Below are 17989 nucleotides of genomic sequence, written 5' to 3'. Positions count from 1 at the left end.
CATATGAAAATTGTTAAAATTTCCCCTCGTGGTTATTGCTACGGTGTTGTGGACGCGATGGTTATTGCACGTAACGCCGCATTAGATACATCATTACCAAGACCTATTTATATTTTAGGTATGATTGTTCACAACAAACATGTAACAGATGCATTCGAAGAAGATGGCATCATTACATTAGACGGTCCAAGTCGATTAGAAATTTTAGATAAAATTGAATCTGGTACTGTTATTTTCACTGCACACGGTGTTTCTCCAGAAGTTAAACAACGTGCAAAAGAAAAAGGTTTAACGACAATCGATGCCACTTGTCCAGATGTTACAAAAACACATGACCTTATTGAAGCAAAGAAAGCTGAAGGTTACCATGTCATTTATATCGGCAAAAAAAATCATCCAGAACCAGAAGGCGCAGTTGGTATTGCACCTGACATCGTTCACCTTATCGAAAGAGCTGATGATTTAAAAACATTAGAAATTCCAACAGATAAAATTTTAGTTACAAATCAAACAACGATGAGCCAATGGGATGTTCAACATTTAATGGAGGACATTCAGAAGAAATTCCCAACAGCAGAATTCCATAAGGAAATTTGTTTAGCAACTCAAGTTCGCCAAGAAGCTGTCGCTAAACAAGCTGATGTTGCAGACTTAACAATTGTTGTCGGTGATCCGAAAAGTAACAACTCAAACCGTTTAGCACAAGTATCACAAGAAATCGCTGGTACGAAAGCATACCGCGTTGCAGACGTAAGTGAGATTAAATTAGAGTGGCTACAAGGTGTAGAAAACGTAGCTGTTACAGCAGGTGCTTCTACTCCAACTCCAATTACAAAAGAAGTTATCGCTTTCTTAGATCAATATGATCCAATGAATCCCGCTACATGGGAGACAGTTAGAAAAGTACCATTACAAAAAATATTACCTCGTGTAAAAGTGAAAAAAGAACAATAATAAAAACCGTTGCCTATATGAGCAACGGTTTTTATTTTTCTTATACAAATGTAAATGGATCTGTATGTAATTGCGAAGCATGAATGTGTACATTGAGTTTCTTTTCATCCACTTTTTCTTGTAATTGCTTTTGTACCCCTTGCTTCATTACTTTTTCAACGTTATGTCCTGGGTCAACTATATTTAAACCGAGCATCATCGCATCATGAGCAACATGATAATACATGTCACCTGTTACATACACATCCGCTCCTTTAAATTTAGCCTGATTGATGTATTTGTTACCATCACCACCAAGTACAGCTACTTTGCGCACTTTATCATTTAAATCCCCAACAACTCGTGCACCCTTTACATCTAATGATTTCTTTACATGTTCCGCAAATTGTCCAAGTGTCATCTCTTCTTGTAAATATCCTATTTTTCCAAGCCCTAATGTTTCACCTTTGTTATCAAGTGGATACACATCATATGCTACTTCTTCATATGGATGTGCCGTTACCATTGCTTTAATCACTTTTCGCTGTAGTGAAGCTGGAATTATCGTTTCGATTCGCACTTCTTCTACGCGTTCTAACTGCCCAGTTTCCCCGATATAAGGATTTGTTCCCTCTTGAGGTACAAACGTACCTGTCCCCTCGCTATTAAACGTACAGTGGCTATAATTGCCGATATGACCAGCACCTGCGTCTCCTAATGCTTTTCGTACTTCTTCTGCATGAGTTACCGGCACAAACACAACAACTTTTTTCATTTCTTCTGCATATGTCGGTGCCAAAACTTCTGTATTTTGCAATCCTAACGCCTCAGCAAGTAAATCATTTACCCCGCCCTTAGCAACATCCACATTTGTATGTGCTGCATAAATGGCAATATCATTTTTAATACACGTTTCAATAATTCTTCCGTACGCTTTATCTGTATGAATCACTTTTAACGGATTAAAAATTAAAGGGTGATGTGCAATAATGACATTCGCCCCTAATTGAATTGCTTCATCCACAACTTCCTCCGTTACATCTAACGCAATCAATACGTGTTGTACGGGTTTATTAAGCGCTCCAATTTGCAGGCCAATCTTATCTCCTTCCATCGCCAAATGCTTCGGATACATACTTTCAAATAAAGAAATAATTTCATGGCCATTTGGAATTTTACTCATGATAAAACCTCCCGTATCATTTTCATTTTCGCTTCTACTTCCGCACGCTTCGCTTTTGTTTCTTCAGAATCAGCCGCACGTTCTAACTGCTTTAAAATATTTTGGAAGTTTTTCAATTCCCCTTCCCATTTTTCAACGAAAGCTTCACCTTTTTCTTTTATTAAAAATGGCCCCATAAATAATTCCGCTTGTTTATTTTCAGAATAAGGCACCGCGATGTTTCCTCGCTCGCCTACTAAAATCTCGTAAATTTTCCCATCTTCTTTTACGATTTTTTCATGGATAAGCTCCCATTCATTCTCAATAAACCATTCACGAATGTGATGCGCTGCAATATTCGGCTGTAAAATTAAACGAGTTACCCCTTCTAATTTTTCTTTACCACTTTCTAAAATGTCACGAATTAACGCTCCGCCCATTCCAGCAACCGTAATTACATCTACTTCTCCTGGCGCGATAACAGCTAATCCATTCCCTTTACGCACGTCTACTTTATCTTGTAAGCCACTTTCAGCTACAGTTGCTTGCGCAGAGCGAAATGGCCCATCTACAACCTCTCCAGCAACTGCTTTTGTAGCAATATTATTTATAATTGTATAACACGGTAAATACGCATGATCCGATCCAATATCAGCAACTGTAGATCCTGCCGGTATTTCACGCACAACTTCTTCTAATCGTTTTGAAAGCTTTACTTCATTCATGTATTTCCATTACTCCTTCTCTTGTCAGTCTGTCTCCATGATAATGAATTTATAGTAGTTGTTGCAAGCCTATAACAACAATTCCATTCTCTATCACTCATCGTATTTTAGAAAATATAGAAAAACAAGCCCTTTGCATAAGCAAAAGGCTTGTCATACGGAACTTTATTTTTTCTTCGATAACCAATCAGCTACTTTAGCGGCTTGATCAGCTGGAACTAAATTGGCAGGCATATTTCCTTTTCCTTTCGAAAGAATTTCTTTAATTTCATCTTTTGAAAGTTTTCCACCAATTTTTTGTAAATTAGGCCCTACTGCCCCTTGTAACTGATCACCGTGGCAGCTCGTACAGCTTTGCTTCACAATATCCTCTGGTTTTGATGCTGTTTGTGCTGGCTTTCCGCCATTTTTTGCATCAGCTAACTCTTTAGATTTATTTAGCCCCTGAAATGAAAATACAAACATAACGATAATACCTAATGCTGCAATAAGAGCGAACGGAATCAGCGGATTACGTTTCATATCTCTTCTCCCCCCTCTATACCCCTAAATAGTTAGATGATTCAGTCATTTCCATTGTACTTGAAAACGCTCTATCAGAAAAGAGTAAACTACTAATCGTTAAAAATATTACATAAATTCAGTTTATTGTTTTTTATTGTTATATCGCTTATTATTTCGATAATTATTAACGTTTCTCATCATATTTTTCACTTTTCTACATATATTTTTGTATAGAATACACAAAATTAATCGAAAAATCGAAAAATGAGCATTTGCAAATCAAAAGACAATTCTGTAAAATAAATTACAAGAAATTGTAATCGTTGCCGATAGCTAAAGTTTAACAAAAGTTAACAAAATAAAAAAGTTTACTTCACAAAGGTGAAGTAAACTTAAAGGTAGCCTATTCTAAGAAATCCTTAAGACGCTTACTACGGCTTGGATGTCTTAATTTACGAAGTGCTTTTGCTTCAATTTGACGGATACGTTCTCTCGTTACGCCGAATACTTTCCCAACTTCTTCAAGCGTACGAGTTCGTCCATCATCTAAACCAAAACGAAGACGTAGAACATTTTCTTCACGATCTGTTAGTGTATCTAACACATCTTCTAATTGTTCTTTTAGCAATTCATACGCTGCATGGTCCGCAGGCGATGTTGCTTCTTGGTCTTCAATAAAATCACCTAAATGGGAGTCATCTTCTTCACCGATCGGTGTTTCAAGAGAAACTGGCTCCTGTGCAATTTTTAAGATTTCGCGTACTTTTTCTGGAGCAAGATCCATTTCTTCACCAATCTCTTCAGGAGATGGTTCGCGTCCTAAATCTTGTAGTAATTGACGTTGTACACGAATTAACTTATTAATCGTTTCAACCATATGAACTGGGATACGAATTGTTCGTGCTTGGTCTGCAATCGCACGTGTAATCGCTTGGCGAATCCACCAAGTTGCATACGTACTAAATTTGAAACCTTTACGATAATCGAACTTTTCAACCGCTTTAATTAGACCCATATTCCCTTCTTGGATTAAGTCTAAGAAAAGCATACCACGGCCCACGTAGCGCTTTGCAATACTTACAACAAGACGTAAGTTTGCTTCTGCAAGACGACGTTTCGCTTCTTCATCGCCTTCTTCAATACGCGTTGCAAGTCTAATTTCTTCTTCTGCAGATAGTAAATCTACACGACCAATTTCTTTTAAATACATACGAACGGGATCATTGATTTTAACCCCAGGTGGTACACTTAAATCATTAAGGTCAAATTCTTCTTCCGCTTTTGTAATTTGGCGATTATTAGGACCTTCGTCGTTATCATTGTCACCAACTAAGTCAATCCCTTGTTCACCTAAATATTCATAGTATTCATCCATTTGATCGGATTCAATTTCAAATCCATTCATGCGTTCTGCAATCTCTTCATATGTAAGAACGCCACGTTTTTTTCCGAGCTCAGTGAGTTGTTCTTTCACTTGCTCAAGGGTCATTTCAGTTTCAATTTGTTTAGAACGAGCTGGTTTGTCAGCCATCTGTTCCCCTCCTTACGCGAGATACAAACATTCATTATACTAAAAATTTATCAAAAAAGCTATTTTCTCGCTTTTTGATTTTGTAAATATGCTACATAATATTTAGCAGCCTCTACAGGATCTGTTTTTTCCATTTGTTTTACCTTAAAGATGATTTCCATCTTTTCAAGTTTTTCTTGATGACGGCTGAGCGTCTCCAAATGGCCTTGTAACACTTCTTCTGTGTATTCTGGATTAATAAATTCATCCGTCGAAATATCAGTGATAATATTTTTCAACTTCTCATCAGAGAGCCAACTTAAAAATGTTCCGACTGAAGGTTCATTTCCCTTTTCATAATATGCGTATAGTTCATATAAAATCCCTTTATGTTCTTCTGTATGAAAATCTTCTATGTGGGATTCCATACGAACAGCCACTTCTGGACTTTGCAACATATGATAAATAATTTCTCTTTCTGCCCTTTCAAAACCTGTTAACTTCGGTTTTGTTTGAACAATTTGAGACGGCTTAGAAGCCTGCTTTACTTGTTTTTGCTGTACCTTTTGTTCTTTGCGATATTGGTGCAATTGATTCAAAAGAGTTTCCATTGAATACGAAAACTCTTGCGATAATGACTTCAAATATGATTCTGCCTGCATCGCATCCTGTAGCAACGATAACTCTTTTAAAACACTTTTCACATATTCTTCTTTGCCAGACTCATCTTGCAAATTTTTCCCTAAACGCAAATAATTTATTTTAAAACCAACAAAACTTATACTTGATTTCACAAGATTTTCAAAAGCAGTTGTCCCATATTGTTGCACATATTCATCAGGATCAAGCTTATCTGGCAAGGATGTAACTTTCACTTGGCAACCAACTTTTAGCAATAATTGCCCTGCTTTCATCGTTGCTTCTCGCCCTGCTTTATCACCATCATAGCAAAGAACAACAGTTTCAACGTTACGTCGCAGAAGTTTTGCTTGTTCTTCAGTTAAAGCTGTTCCCATTGTCGCAACAGCTTCTTCCACACCACTTTTTACCGCAGCCATTACGTCGGCATACCCTTCAAAAAGGACCACTTGCCCACGTTTTCTAATAAACGGCCTCGCTTGGTGGAAGTTATACAACAATTTACTTTTATGAAAAATCGGTGTTTCAGGGCTATTTAAATATTTCGGAGTGTCATCTCCTAACGCCCTTCCACTAAACGCTATCACTTTACCTTGTAACGTATAGATTGGAAACATAACTCTTCCACGGAAGCGATCATAATGACTACCATCCTTCTCGCTTCTTATGAGAAGACCAGCTTGTTCCATACTAGACAGCGATAAACCTCTTTTTTGTAAAATTTTCGTTGCTGCATCCCAAGCAGGTGACGCATAACCAATTTCAAACTTCTCAATCATCTCTTTCGTAATACCACGTTTTAACAAATACGAAAGTGCTTCATTTCCTTCTTCTGTATTTACTAATAAATGATGATAATACTTTTTCAAAAGTTCATGAGCCTGTTGCATGATGACAGTGTCATCAGATATGTCTTCTTGTTGTCCTTGCCCTGATGTATACTCTGCAACTGCAGTTCCATTTCTTTCACCTAGCTTTTGAACAGCCTCGGTAAAAGCCAATCCTTCCATTTTCATTAGAAAGGAAAATACATTTCCACCTTCTCCACATCCGAAGCAATGAAAAATTTGCTTATCAGATGAAACAGAGAATGAAGGAGAATTCTCACCATGAAATGGACAAAGGCCAAAATAGTTACGCCCCTGTTTTCTAAGTTGAACGTATTCACCAATCACTTCTACAATATCCGATGACGTCCGAATCTGTTCAACAACTTCTTCGGGAATTCTGTTCCCCATAAATCCATCTCCGTGTCGTATTTTGTATTCGATAAAAATTAAAAAATTCCTTTATAATTCGACAATATTTTTTCTAAACTTATTAGAAAGTGTTGTCGATCACGTTATCAAACGATTTTGTAGGCCCTTTTCTGCGTAATTTCGCACATACGTACCTACATATATAAAATTGTATCCATTTGCTCACCTGTTACAAATGTACCTCCTGGAGACAATACATATACACTTTTTTACAAGAAGACTAGCAAGCACCATATCCTATGTGATCACGAGATCTGTTTTTTGCATGTTGATACATATAAAAAATCAACTTTAGCTTATTCAGCATCTACATAGATCCAATTTTCCTTGCTACTTCCTTAAACGATGAGCATACGATGTGACAAACAAAATTTCGACATGAACTTTCGTTCCAGCTTGCACAATTTTCAGCATTCACAGGATATGCATCTGCATCAACTAATACGATATTGATGTTTTGCATATTTCTGTATTCTACATCCCTTCTGCGAATCCTTCCATAATGTGCGTTTTCTTGTATAGATTTTGTCGATTTAACGTAATTACATGTCTTTTCGTAAATCCTATCCCTAGTTTATTCTGAAAAATTAAAGTCTAAACGTAAAATATAGGTTTTTATCACAATTTTTTATTATAATATATTTTCTTCAACTACGCTACATATCCCTTTATTTTTTCATCTTCTATTTCAGGATAACGAAACCCTGCCCTTAGCATAATAAAAAGACAGAAGAATATAAGTATAACCACTCCGCTATAATCTATTACGAAATCAACAGGTATTGTGTTTCTCACGAGCGAAAAAAGCACATTCACCTTTGGTAAATGTGCTAAAACAATTTTTGGTTTTGCACTGCATTCACAATAATGTTGGCTGTTTCTTCAATCGCTTTATTCGATACATCAATTACTTGACAATTTATTTTACCAACTACATTCTCAAAGTGATCAATTTCTTCTTTAATACGATTAATATTGGCATATGTTGCACCATCACTTAGTCCAAGTGATTTCAATCGCTCTTTTCGAATATGATTCAACTTATCTGGCGTAATTTTCAAACCGAAGCATTTTTCTTTAGCCACTTGATATAATTCTTCAGGCGGATCTACTTCTGGTACGAGCGGTACATTGGCAACTTTCAAACGTTTGTTATGAGCTAAATATTGAGAAAGCGGTGTTTTTGATGTGCGCGAAATTCCAATCAACACGATATCTGCTTTTAAAATACCACGTGCGTCTCTACCATCATCATACTTTACAGCAAACTCAATCGCTTCAATCTTTTTAAAGTATTCTTCATCTAATCTACGAACAACACCCGGCTCATATCTTGGTACTTGCCCTGTAATTTCTTCAATTTGATCGATAAGAGGCCCGATAATATCATATGCCTCTACGCCTTCTTTCGCAGCCTCTGTCACTAAATACTGACGCATGTCAGGCTTTACTAACGTAAAACAAATAAGCGCTTGATTGTTCTTAGCAATCGAAATCACTTCTTTTAATGTCCCTGTATCTTCTACATACGGTACACGTCTAATATCAGGAGCAAATGGGAATTGCCCCATCGCTGCTCGAACAACCAAATCAGCCGTTTCTCCAACAGAGTCAGATACGACATATACGATTTTATTATCCATTACATTACCTCACTTTAAACAAATTACACTTATTCGTTATTTACTAAGTTTACAAACGCACGTGTAATATTTGTTTTTGTAATTCGTCCAATCACTTCTAAACCTTGTTTCGTATCTTTTACAACTGGCATCGCATCAATCTGTCTTTCTATTAATTCCATCGCAATATCATATAAAGAATCTTCTCTACGACACATCGCAATGTTCGGCATCCTTGTCATGATAATATTAACCGGAAGAGAGGTTAAATCCTGCTTTCCAAGGCTAGCTCGTAATAAATCTTTACGAGATACAACGCCAACTAATAGCGTCGATTGATCTACAACGAACAATGTACCTACGTCCTCTAAAAACATAGTACAAATCGCATCGTATACTGATACATTTTTATCAATTACAGCTGGTCTAGATTGATAATCTTGTACTTTAATTTTCTTAACAGCTTCAGATAATAGCTGCCCCCCGGTTTTACCCGTATAAAAATAACCTACGCGTGGACGCGCTTCTAAATAACCAGCCATCGTTAAAATTGCTAAGTCTGGTCTTAGCGTTGCACGTGTTAGTCCTAATTGCGCAGCAATTGACTCCCCTGTAATAGGACCGTGATCTTTTACAATCTGAATGATATGTTCTTGCCGTTTATTCAGCTCTATGATAATCACCACCTTTAATGCACAACGAAAAAAGTTATACTATCTCTTAAATATTATATACTAAATATGCTATTTGAAAAAGATAGGATGTAAAAAGGACCGTATACGGTCCCAAATTATATTTGAAACTTATCAAGTTGTTCTAAGAAACGTCTTGACTTCAAATAAATCCCGCAATATTCATCATAATATGTATTCAATACTAAACGCATTTGTTTTTTTGTGCTATCCTTCACTGATACATTGCCAAGTCTATGTAAATCGAAGTGGTAGAAAAGACGTAATAATTTATGAACAGCTTCCCCCACTGGTATACGATACTGATCTTGCTCAGCATGACGCGAGCACAGAAAACCGCCTTCCCGGACAGAGAAGGCGACAAAATCTGTTTCTTGATGACAAATCGCACATGTATCAAAGTACGGGCGCATCCCTAATACCGGAAGCATTTTCGTTTGATAAATTAATGATAATACTTCTGAATCAACACCCTCACACATATAATGCAACGTTTGATATAACATTTCAAATAAATATGGATTATGTTTTTTATCTTCTGTTGCTTTATCAGTTAACTCAACAATAAATGATGCATAAGCAGTTAAAAATATATCCTCGCGAATTTCTTTCATAGTTGAAATAATCTCGCCTTGTTGCAAAGTTCCAAGTCCAGATCCCATTTGAATAAGAAAATTACCATGGGTCATAAGTTGCGAAACAGATGCTAACCGGCTTTTCGGTTTTTTCGCTCCTCTTGCCATTGCACTTACCTTACCCAATTCTCTTGAGAATATTGTAACAATCTTGTTCGTTTCTCCGTAATCTGTCGTACGGATAACGATGCCCTCAACTTTTTGAAACATGTTCGTCACCATCCAAGGTTTGAACAAAACGGGTCAAGAAATTGGAGAGTCTAGATGCGCTAACTCCTCTTCATGTTGATCCATCTCATCGTTTACGTCTTTTTCCATTTCTTTCAAAAGCAAGTACGTTTCAATGCTTCCTGTTTTGGAGAAAAACTTCCAGGTAAAATCTAGCATAAGAATCCACCTTTCTCAATAAGCGTAGCCTATAAACCAATTTCCTTTGTTGTTATTAAATTGACCCATTTTGTCCATTTTCATGTGAGAAAAATTTTTCCTAATTTATCAAAACTCATAAAAACCAATAATCAGCGGATGAACAAAACATCCGCTGATTACAGCTTTACTCTATTTTAGTACTCGTCTTCGCGGAAACCAAGGTCACGAAGCTGAGACATTTTATTACGCCAATCTTTTTGCACTTTTACCCATACTTCTAAAAATACTTTAGAACCAAGTAATGCTTCAATGTCAAAACGAGCTCGCTTACCGACTTCTTTTAACATCTTTCCTTGCTTACCTATAATAATTCCTTTTTGTGATGCACGTTCAACAACAATCGTTGCGTTTATATAAACCGCTCCGCCCTCACGTTTTTGAATTGCATCAATAACAACAGCCACAGAATGCGGTACTTCTTCACGTGTTAAATGTAATACTTTTTCACGAATAAGCTCTGAAATAATAAATCGCTCTGGATGATCCGTTACTTGATTATCTGGGTAGTATTGCGGTCCTTCTGGTAAATACTTTTTAATTGTTCCAATTAAAGCATCCACATTATTGCCGTCTAATGCAGAAATTGGTACAATCTCTGCAAATTCATATAGTTTACGGTATTGATCAATTAACTCTAATAATTGCTCTGGATGAAGTTGGTCAATTTTATTAATTACTAAAAATACTGGTTGTTTCGTTTCTTTTAATTTCTCAATAATGAATTCCTCACCACGACCAAATCCTTCAACTGCATTGACCATAAACAGAACAATATCAACTTCTTTTAATGTCGTTTGAGCCATCTTCACCATGAAGTCACCTAATTTATGTTTAGGTTTATGTATTCCTGGTGTATCAATGAAAATTACTTGTGAATCATTTTCTGTATATACGCCTTGAATTTTATTACGAGTTGTTTGTGGCTTGTCACTCATAATGGCAATTTTCTGGCCGATAATACGATTTAAAAATGTAGATTTCCCAACATTCGGTCTGCCAATAATAGAGACAAAACCTGATTTATAACCTTTTCTATTCATGTAAATCCTCCGCTAAAAATGCTCCTGGTAACAATTCTCCGACTGTCGTCTCTTGAACGTCACCATGTAAATTTGATAGGTATACTTTCGTATCCTGTTTACATAATTCTACCATAACTTGTCGACATGCTCCACAAGGAGGTACTGGACGCTTTGTATCCGCCACAATCGCGATAGCTACAAACTCTTTATCTCCTTCAGAAACCGCCTTAAATAAAGCTGTTCTTTCTGCACAGTTACATAAGCCATATGATGCATTCTCAACATTACATCCACGATATACTTTTCCATCCTGTGTTAATAATGCTGCACCTACTTGAAATTTAGAATATGGTACGTACGCTTGTTCACGCGCTTCGATTGCTTCTTGAATTAATTGTTTACTATTCATATTCCCGCATCCTTCCTGTCCACAGCTGTGAATAGATACACTCTCTTATTAAAGGCCTTTACAGCACTTTCAAAGCTTCATAAAAGCTTTGGAATGCAACTATACCACATACGGTAAAAAGATAATAGCACCAATTATAACGGCTATTATCGCAAACAATAAAACCGATCCGGCTGCGACATCCTTTGCAATTTTCGCAAACGGATGTATATCGGTAGTCGCTAAATCTACTGTTTTTTCCACAGCCGTATTTACCATCTCTAAACTCATTACAATTCCTATTACAATAAGTAATACCGTCCACTCTACTTTCGTAATATGGAAATAAAAGCCGCAGCATATAACAATGACTGCGGCTAAATAATGAATTTTCATATTTCGTTCATGACGAAGACAAAAGAATATACCTGCTATAGCATACCCAAAACTATTTATAAGTTTTCCTTTTTTCATCGACCTAATCCAAATGCCTCTAAAATTTCTTTCTGTCTTCCAAACATTTCTTTTTCATCCTCTTCTGTCATGTGGTCATAACCAAGTAAATGTAAAAAGCCATGTAGCGCTAAAAAGCCAAGTTCACGATCAAAAGAATGTCCATACTCTTCAGCTTGTTCTTTCGCTCTCGGAATAGAAATAATAAGGTCACCTAACATACGAGGCATCTCTGCACCTACAATTTCCATTTCTCCTTCTCCCATTTCTTCCATAGCAAAGGAAATGACATCAGTAGGCTGATCCTTATCTCGGTAATCACGATTAATCTCGCGAATGCGTTCGTTATCTACAAATGTCACTGATAACTCCGCACCATCCTCTATTTTTTCCATTTGAGCTGCTTTTTCTAATATCTCACGAATTAAATTCACATATTCTTCTTTCACTTCTTCAGTTTCATCAATGAAATCAATTAATAAACTCATTCTTTCTCCTTCTCTTCCGGTGGTTCCGGATATGTAATACGCGAATGGAAAATACCATTTAACGTTTCACATAACGTTTTTCCAACGATTTGTAGTTCCTTAAACGTCAAATCACATTCACTAAATTGCCCATCTTGCAGGCGATCTTTAATAATACTTTGTACTAAATTATTAATTTGATCTGGCGTTGGGTGATTCATAGAACGTACCGCCGCCTCAACACTATCAGCAATACCAACAATTGCCGACTCTTTAGAAGTTGCTTTTGATCCCGGATAGCGAAACATCTCTTCTGTATATTTTTCTTTATCTTCTTTAATCGCCTTATAATAAAAATATTTAAGTAATGTTGTACCATGGTGTTGTCCAGCAATATCGATAATTTCTTGCGGAATATGGTATTCTTCGAGCATTCTGACTCCATCTGTTACATGAGCAATGATAATATCTTTACTCGTCACAGGATCTAATTTATCATGTGGATTTTCAATTCCCATCTGGTTTTCAATAAAGAATTGCGGTTGTACTGTTTTTCCTACATCATGATAATACGCCCCTACACGTGCTAATACACCATTTGCTCCAACCGCTTCACACGCTGCCTCAGAAAGATTCGCTACCATTACACTGTGGTGATACGTTCCTGGGGCTTCTAACAAAATTCTACGCAAAAGCGGATGATTCGGACTCGATAGTTCCATAAGCTTCATGCTTGATACAATTCCAAGTCCACTCTCTAAATATGGTAATATTCCCATCGCTAAAACGGATGAGATAATTCCTGAAACGGAAGCCATCAATAATTGCGTTCCAATTTCAAGAGGTGAAAAATTCCCATTACGTAATAATAGTAACGCCGCTAAGACGACTACATTTAAGATAGAAACGAGTATACCAGCTTGCAAAATCATCGTACGACGATTTTTTTCTCTTAAGAAAATGCTTACTGATAATGAACTTAATAACACATAAATACCTACACTATAATTCAGTGTACTTGTTACTCCTTCATTAAACATAATACTTCCGCACACAGAAAAAATCATACTTGTTAAAAATACAAATCGATCGCCAATCATTAGTTTTACAAGTATTGTTCCCATCGCAACTGGGACAACATACGCAATTCCTGCATATTCAAGCTTTTGAAACAAACTAATAGTTTTCATTAAAACAATCGTGATAGACAAAATTGTAATATACGCTAAAATATACGGTCTATCTTCTCTTTTACGCTGTAAAAATACTTCAAACTGCTTATGCATAAAGTACAGTAACACACCAATGAGCACTGCTAATCCAACATAAGGCTGAAAACTATTACCTTTCTCTAATAAACCGACTAATTTCAACTGATTATACATATCACTTGAAATTGTTTCACCTTCTCTAACAATAACTTGTCCTTGAAGAATATAAACAGGTGGAACTAAATCTTCTTCCGCTTTCTTCTTCTCTTTCGTTACAGCCGGATCATAAAAATAATTTGCTGTAATCGCATATGATCCTAGCGCGTTCACAGCTTCCTTCAATCCGCTATTCACATTGAGGCTTTTCATTTCATTAACAAATCGCTCTTTTGCTGCTATTTCTTCGGACATTTTAATATTTCCACCCATAATAACACTAACAGACGTTAGAGCCGCGTTCTTTGCTAATTCTAATTGATCCGGTTCTGCATTAATAAAATATAATAAATTCTCATCAGATAATTCCTTTGTTAAATTAGATGGCAACTTCTTCTTCAACTTTTCTAATTTATTTGCATCGGTCATCTTTTTTTGCTCTTCAGGTCCAGCAGCTTTCATCTCTTGAATTGCTTCATTTACCTTAGCAAAAACATCATTTACAATATCTACTCTATTTTGTTTATATTCACTTCTATATGTATATTGATCCCCAACTTTTTGAGCGGCCTCTTGTTTTTTTCTGTCCGTTATAACCTTATCTTCAATTTTAATAGGAGAATGAATTGTTTTTTTCGCAATAGAATACATATCAACATCTAATTGCTCTGGTTTTACATTATTCATAAGTGCAAAAAACAGCACTGCTCCTAATAAAACGTAAGAAATCCAACTTAGTTTTTTCGAATGTTGTAAATTACGAAACCACTTAGAAATTTCTTCAGATCTTAACATGATTTCAATACCTTCTCCTCTCCAGAAATAAAGTGAAACTATTTATAGCTTTCATTTCTTCTAGCCAACGATACTTTTAAGTAACATTTTGATACACCAGTACCTATAGTTTATTTCTCTTATCTTTTATGATAGTAAAAAATATGCCGGTCGCCAACCTTCATACAAAAAGAAATGATCCTGACAAATAGGATCATTCCATTTTATCATATGCCTCAATAATACGTTGCACCAGCGGATGCCTCACAACGTCCGTTTGTTCTAATGTAATGAATGAAAGACCTGATACACCAGATAAAATGTTAGAAGCTAGCGAAAGACCTGATTTTACCCCTTTTGGTAAGTCTACTTGTGAAGGGTCCCCCGTAATAACCATTTTAGAACTAAAACCTAATCTAGTTAAAAACATTTTTATTTGTGCACCCGTTGTATTTTGCGCTTCATCTAAAATAACAAATGAATCATCGAGCGTACGCCCTCTCATATAAGCAAGAGGTGCGATTTCAATTACCCCTCGCTCCATCATACGTTGCGTATATTCTTGTCCAAGAATATCGTGCAAAGCATCATACAATGGACGTAAATACGGATCTACCTTCTCTTTCAAATCTCCTGGTAAAAAACCTAAACTTTCTCCAGCTTCTACAGCCGGTCTCGTTAAAATAATTTTCTTTACATACCCTTGCTTTAAAGCTCTCACAGCCATTACTACAGCTAAGTATGTTTTCCCAGTCCCAGCAGGTCCTATTCCAAATACAATATCATTCTTCTTCATTGCATGAATATATCTTCTTTGTCCCATTGTTTTCACACGAATGGATTTACCTTTTGCCGTTTTAAAGATTTCTTCTTCATATAACTCTTCAAATTGAGCGATTTTCCCTTGTTGTGCGAGCTGAATTGCATACGCAACATCTCTTTCTGTAATTGATACACCTTTTCGAATAACAACAAGTAATTGCTGTAAGATTTTTTCCACGAGTGTCACAGTTTCAACTGCTCCAGATGCATGAACAGTTTCACCTCTAGTTACAATCGATACATTCAGTTCCCGTTCAATTACTTTCAAATGAGCATCATTGACTCCAAAAAGAGCGATTGCTTCGTTAGTATTTTCCAATTGTTGGTTCATTTCTACTAATTGTTCTGCCATTACTCAGTCTCCTTGAATATCGGATTCGGATATCGGTTGTGGCTCTGCAATATTTTCAATCACAGTATAATGCAATGTGACTTTTAGTTGATCCGCCTCAACCTCTTTACTCAAAATCTTATCACTTACAATCATAGCATGTTCATCCAATTTTTTCTTTAGTTCTTTTTCAGCCATCTCTTTCGCTACTTTCATTGCCTGTTTTTCTGTATATTCCCGATTCGCTTCTTCCTCTTCTCGCACGATATCTTTTTCGTACGCGATCGGCAGTGTAAAACCAAATAGTTTCACATCGTGTTTTACACTTTCAGTACGAGAGCGTTTATACTTATCATGTTGAAATCCCCATATTTTTATTTTCGCACTCCCAAATGTAAGGTAATGCTCATTATATGCATTGCCAGTATATACTTGAAATTGCGTCTTTAGTGGCACATTCACCTCAGATGTGTACCACGTTTCTCCATATACAATACCTTTCGCCGAAACAATTGTCGGACTCTCCTCATTACCGTATATCCCTGATACGAGAAGCTGTCCTTTTTCGACATGGTCATTTTTCAAGACAACTGGTTTTCCTACTTCAACAAATGTTTTTGTCACAATCGCTTCTTTTTTTGCTACTAAATTTTGTGGCCTTTGTTCCTTTTCTTTTTTCGGCTCGTTTTTTTCAACAATTTTAAAATGGTACGTCGTTCCTCTTATTTCTAATCCCGCCCAAGTAATCGCATTAATATTGTCTGTCAAATGACGTTGTACATCTTCTACATTAGGCATTTGGAATTGTAATTTTCCTTTTTTAATACCCATTTTGTCCAATTCTTTCATCAATATATATTCTGTTTCAGGTTTCGCTCCTGTAATTTCAATTTTCCAAACCATATTGGATAATGCAATCATGCCAAAAAAGAAAATTAAAAAACCAATTAAGAATCCACTATTTTTAATTAAACGCTTATTCAAAAAAGGAAAACCGTAACGCCCAATAAAATATAGTTTACATTCATTTTTTCTATAAATTGGTTTTATTTTCTTCACATCTCGTAATAACATACAAAAAACTAACGTTTCATCAGCAATCTTCTTAACATCCCAAACTAATAATTTTCTACGTACACATTCGTTAACGAACCTTTCCGCTCCTCTACCTTCAATTCGTACTTTTACATATCCAAGCCACTTTATAAACCATTTATTTTTCATCTACTATCTCCACTACCTTTCCAAAAGTATACACACTACTTTTCACTTTAATTAGCAAAATAGCTCGTACGAAAATAAAATATAGAGTTCTACCACCCATAAATAGCGAGATAAACTGAATAGTAAGGTCGAATCACGAAAATAACGAAGAAAAACTTCACATATGGAAGTTTCCCTCACTCCTCTTGTTTTTCGTTTTCTAAAAACGTCACTTGCTCAATTATGCCTTCAAGCAAAAGTTCTTCTGGAAGGATTGTTTTAATAATAAAGGATTGCCCTTTAATTAATAATTGACCGTGCTTTAATAACAATCTTACTTCTTTATCTGAAAACACTAATAAACCCCGATGATTTTCTATATAGATATGCACTTGCCCAACAAGCGTGATCCGAGGTAGATCCATTAGCACATCCACTGGCAGGTCTATTTGCTTTGTTAACCAATTCTTCATTTGTTCTAATTTTTTCATCTCAAAAGACCCCCTCTCATCCCATATGTATGAAAAAAGAGCTTGTAATATCACGTCCAAACTGAAAAAAAGCATAAAAAAACGTCTCATACGAAATGAGACGTTTTTTTATGCTAATAGCTGGATAACCAGCTTATTCACAAGTGATCCGTCTGTTTTACCTTTTACTTTCGGCATAACAGCAGTCATCACCTTACCCATATCTGCTTTAGAAGTCGCACCAACTTCAGAAATAACTTGCTTAATTACATTCGCTAGTTCTTCTTCTGTTAATTGCTCCGGCAAATATGCGCTTAAAATCTGAATTTCACTTTGCAGTTTATTAACAAGGTCTTCACGACCAGCTTTTTTAAATTCAAGGAGGGAGTCCTTATACTGTTTTACTTCACGAGCTAAAACTGTTAATTCCTCTTCTTCAGTAAGAGTATGTTGCAGTTTAATACCTTCATTTTGTAAAGCAGCCTTAACCATACGAATAACGGTTAATTTTTCTTTTTGTTTATTCTTCATCGCTTGTTTCATATCATCGTTTAAACGACCGAGAAGACTCATAACTTACAC

At 36.0% G+C, this 17989-nt stretch carries 19 protein-coding genes; 1 reads left to right on the top strand and 18 read right to left on the bottom strand.

What is annotated here, in order from left to right; all coding sequences use genetic code 11:
- The first annotated feature begins 3 nt into the window (after nucleotides 1-3).
- Nucleotides 4-954 carry a 4-hydroxy-3-methylbut-2-enyl diphosphate reductase gene (locus MKO96_RS20495; RefSeq protein ID WP_087981976.1) on the top strand — a complete coding sequence of 317 codons (951 nt, stop codon included), beginning with the start codon at nucleotides 4-6 and terminating at the stop codon, nucleotides 952-954.
- A gap of 40 nt (nucleotides 955-994) precedes the next feature.
- On the opposite strand, the gene MKO96_RS20490 is transcribed toward MKO96_RS20495, so the two are convergent.
- From MKO96_RS20490 to MKO96_RS20405, 18 genes are all read right to left on the bottom strand, one after another.
- A complete protein-coding gene (locus MKO96_RS20490) occupies nucleotides 995-2116 on the bottom strand; it encodes a Nif3-like dinuclear metal center hexameric protein (RefSeq protein WP_240588472.1) in 1122 nt (373 codons plus the stop codon).
- The gene (locus tag MKO96_RS20485; protein ID WP_240588471.1) at nucleotides 2113-2820 is read right to left on the bottom strand and encodes a tRNA (adenine(22)-N(1))-methyltransferase; all 708 of its coding nucleotides are present in this window, start codon (nucleotides 2818-2820) and stop codon (nucleotides 2113-2115) included. Before MKO96_RS20485 ends, MKO96_RS20490 begins: the two co-directional genes overlap by 4 nt.
- Before the next feature lie 165 nt (nucleotides 2821-2985).
- Nucleotides 2986-3342 (bottom strand): cytochrome c550, encoded by a 357-nt coding sequence (cccA, locus tag MKO96_RS20480; protein WP_000828143.1) that lies wholly within the window; start codon nucleotides 3340-3342, stop codon nucleotides 2986-2988.
- A gap of 385 nt (nucleotides 3343-3727) precedes the next feature.
- Nucleotides 3728-4855 carry an RNA polymerase sigma factor RpoD gene (gene rpoD / locus MKO96_RS20475; RefSeq protein WP_000764061.1) on the bottom strand — a complete coding sequence of 376 codons (1128 nt, stop codon included), beginning with the start codon at nucleotides 4853-4855 and terminating at the stop codon, nucleotides 3728-3730.
- A 59-nt stretch (nucleotides 4856-4914) separates the two neighbouring features.
- Complete coding sequence (gene dnaG, locus MKO96_RS20470; protein WP_240588470.1) at nucleotides 4915-6711, bottom strand: DNA primase; 1797 nt, start codon at nucleotides 6709-6711, stop codon at nucleotides 4915-4917.
- Between the two features lie 851 nt (nucleotides 6712-7562).
- Nucleotides 7563-8375: a pyruvate, water dikinase regulatory protein gene (locus tag MKO96_RS20465; RefSeq protein ID WP_087981980.1), complete on the bottom strand. Its 813-nt coding sequence runs from the start codon at nucleotides 8373-8375 to the stop codon at nucleotides 7563-7565.
- 29 nt (nucleotides 8376-8404) lie between these two features.
- Nucleotides 8405-9037: a transcriptional regulator CcpN gene (ccpN, locus tag MKO96_RS20460; protein WP_000583755.1), complete on the bottom strand. Its 633-nt coding sequence runs from the start codon at nucleotides 9035-9037 to the stop codon at nucleotides 8405-8407.
- 107 nt (nucleotides 9038-9144) lie between these two features.
- The gene (gene recO, locus MKO96_RS20455) at nucleotides 9145-9891 is read right to left on the bottom strand and encodes a DNA repair protein RecO (RefSeq protein ID WP_000487012.1); all 747 of its coding nucleotides are present in this window, start codon (nucleotides 9889-9891) and stop codon (nucleotides 9145-9147) included.
- Between the two features lie 33 nt (nucleotides 9892-9924).
- Nucleotides 9925-10068: a YqzL family protein gene (locus MKO96_RS20450; RefSeq protein WP_000883924.1), complete on the bottom strand. Its 144-nt coding sequence runs from the start codon at nucleotides 10066-10068 to the stop codon at nucleotides 9925-9927.
- Nucleotides 10069-10244: 176 nt separating this feature from the next.
- Nucleotides 10245-11150, bottom strand: coding sequence for a GTPase Era (gene era, locus MKO96_RS20445; RefSeq protein ID WP_001080239.1), 906 nt, complete (start codon nucleotides 11148-11150; stop codon nucleotides 10245-10247).
- Nucleotides 11143-11541: a cytidine deaminase gene (locus tag MKO96_RS20440; RefSeq protein ID WP_240588469.1), complete on the bottom strand. Its 399-nt coding sequence runs from the start codon at nucleotides 11539-11541 to the stop codon at nucleotides 11143-11145. The genes era and MKO96_RS20440 overlap by 8 nt, the downstream gene beginning before the upstream one ends.
- 99 nt (nucleotides 11542-11640) lie before the next feature.
- The gene (locus tag MKO96_RS20435; protein ID WP_048562281.1) at nucleotides 11641-11994 is read right to left on the bottom strand and encodes a diacylglycerol kinase family protein; all 354 of its coding nucleotides are present in this window, start codon (nucleotides 11992-11994) and stop codon (nucleotides 11641-11643) included.
- The gene (gene ybeY, locus MKO96_RS20430; protein WP_000054689.1) at nucleotides 11991-12461 is read right to left on the bottom strand and encodes an rRNA maturation RNase YbeY; all 471 of its coding nucleotides are present in this window, start codon (nucleotides 12459-12461) and stop codon (nucleotides 11991-11993) included. Before ybeY ends, MKO96_RS20435 begins: the two co-directional genes overlap by 4 nt.
- Nucleotides 12458-14602 carry an HD family phosphohydrolase gene (locus MKO96_RS20425; protein ID WP_087981984.1) on the bottom strand — a complete coding sequence of 715 codons (2145 nt, stop codon included), beginning with the start codon at nucleotides 14600-14602 and terminating at the stop codon, nucleotides 12458-12460. The genes ybeY and MKO96_RS20425 overlap by 4 nt, the downstream gene beginning before the upstream one ends.
- A gap of 193 nt (nucleotides 14603-14795) precedes the next feature.
- Nucleotides 14796-15755, bottom strand: a complete 960-nt coding sequence (locus MKO96_RS20420) for a PhoH family protein (protein WP_016086243.1) — start codon at nucleotides 15753-15755, stop codon at nucleotides 14796-14798.
- A gap of 3 nt (nucleotides 15756-15758) precedes the next feature.
- Nucleotides 15759-16958: a sporulation protein YqfD gene (gene yqfD / locus MKO96_RS20415; protein ID WP_088097785.1), complete on the bottom strand. Its 1200-nt coding sequence runs from the start codon at nucleotides 16956-16958 to the stop codon at nucleotides 15759-15761.
- A 176-nt stretch (nucleotides 16959-17134) separates the two neighbouring features.
- Complete coding sequence (gene yqfC, locus MKO96_RS20410) at nucleotides 17135-17428, bottom strand: sporulation protein YqfC (RefSeq protein WP_098274479.1); 294 nt, start codon at nucleotides 17426-17428, stop codon at nucleotides 17135-17137.
- Nucleotides 17429-17536: 108 nt separating this feature from the next.
- On the bottom strand, nucleotides 17537-17980 hold the full coding sequence (locus tag MKO96_RS20405; RefSeq protein WP_000054579.1) for a GatB/YqeY domain-containing protein: 444 nt from the start codon (nucleotides 17978-17980) through the stop codon (nucleotides 17537-17539).
- Nucleotides 17981-17989: the final 9 nt, after the last annotated feature.

Source organism: Bacillus sp. ES1-5 (assembly GCF_022487605.1).
GTDB classification, from domain to species: Bacteria; Bacillota; Bacilli; order Bacillales; family Bacillaceae_G; genus Bacillus_A; species Bacillus_A wiedmannii.
This window is presented reverse-complemented; position numbering and strand designations above follow the sequence as displayed.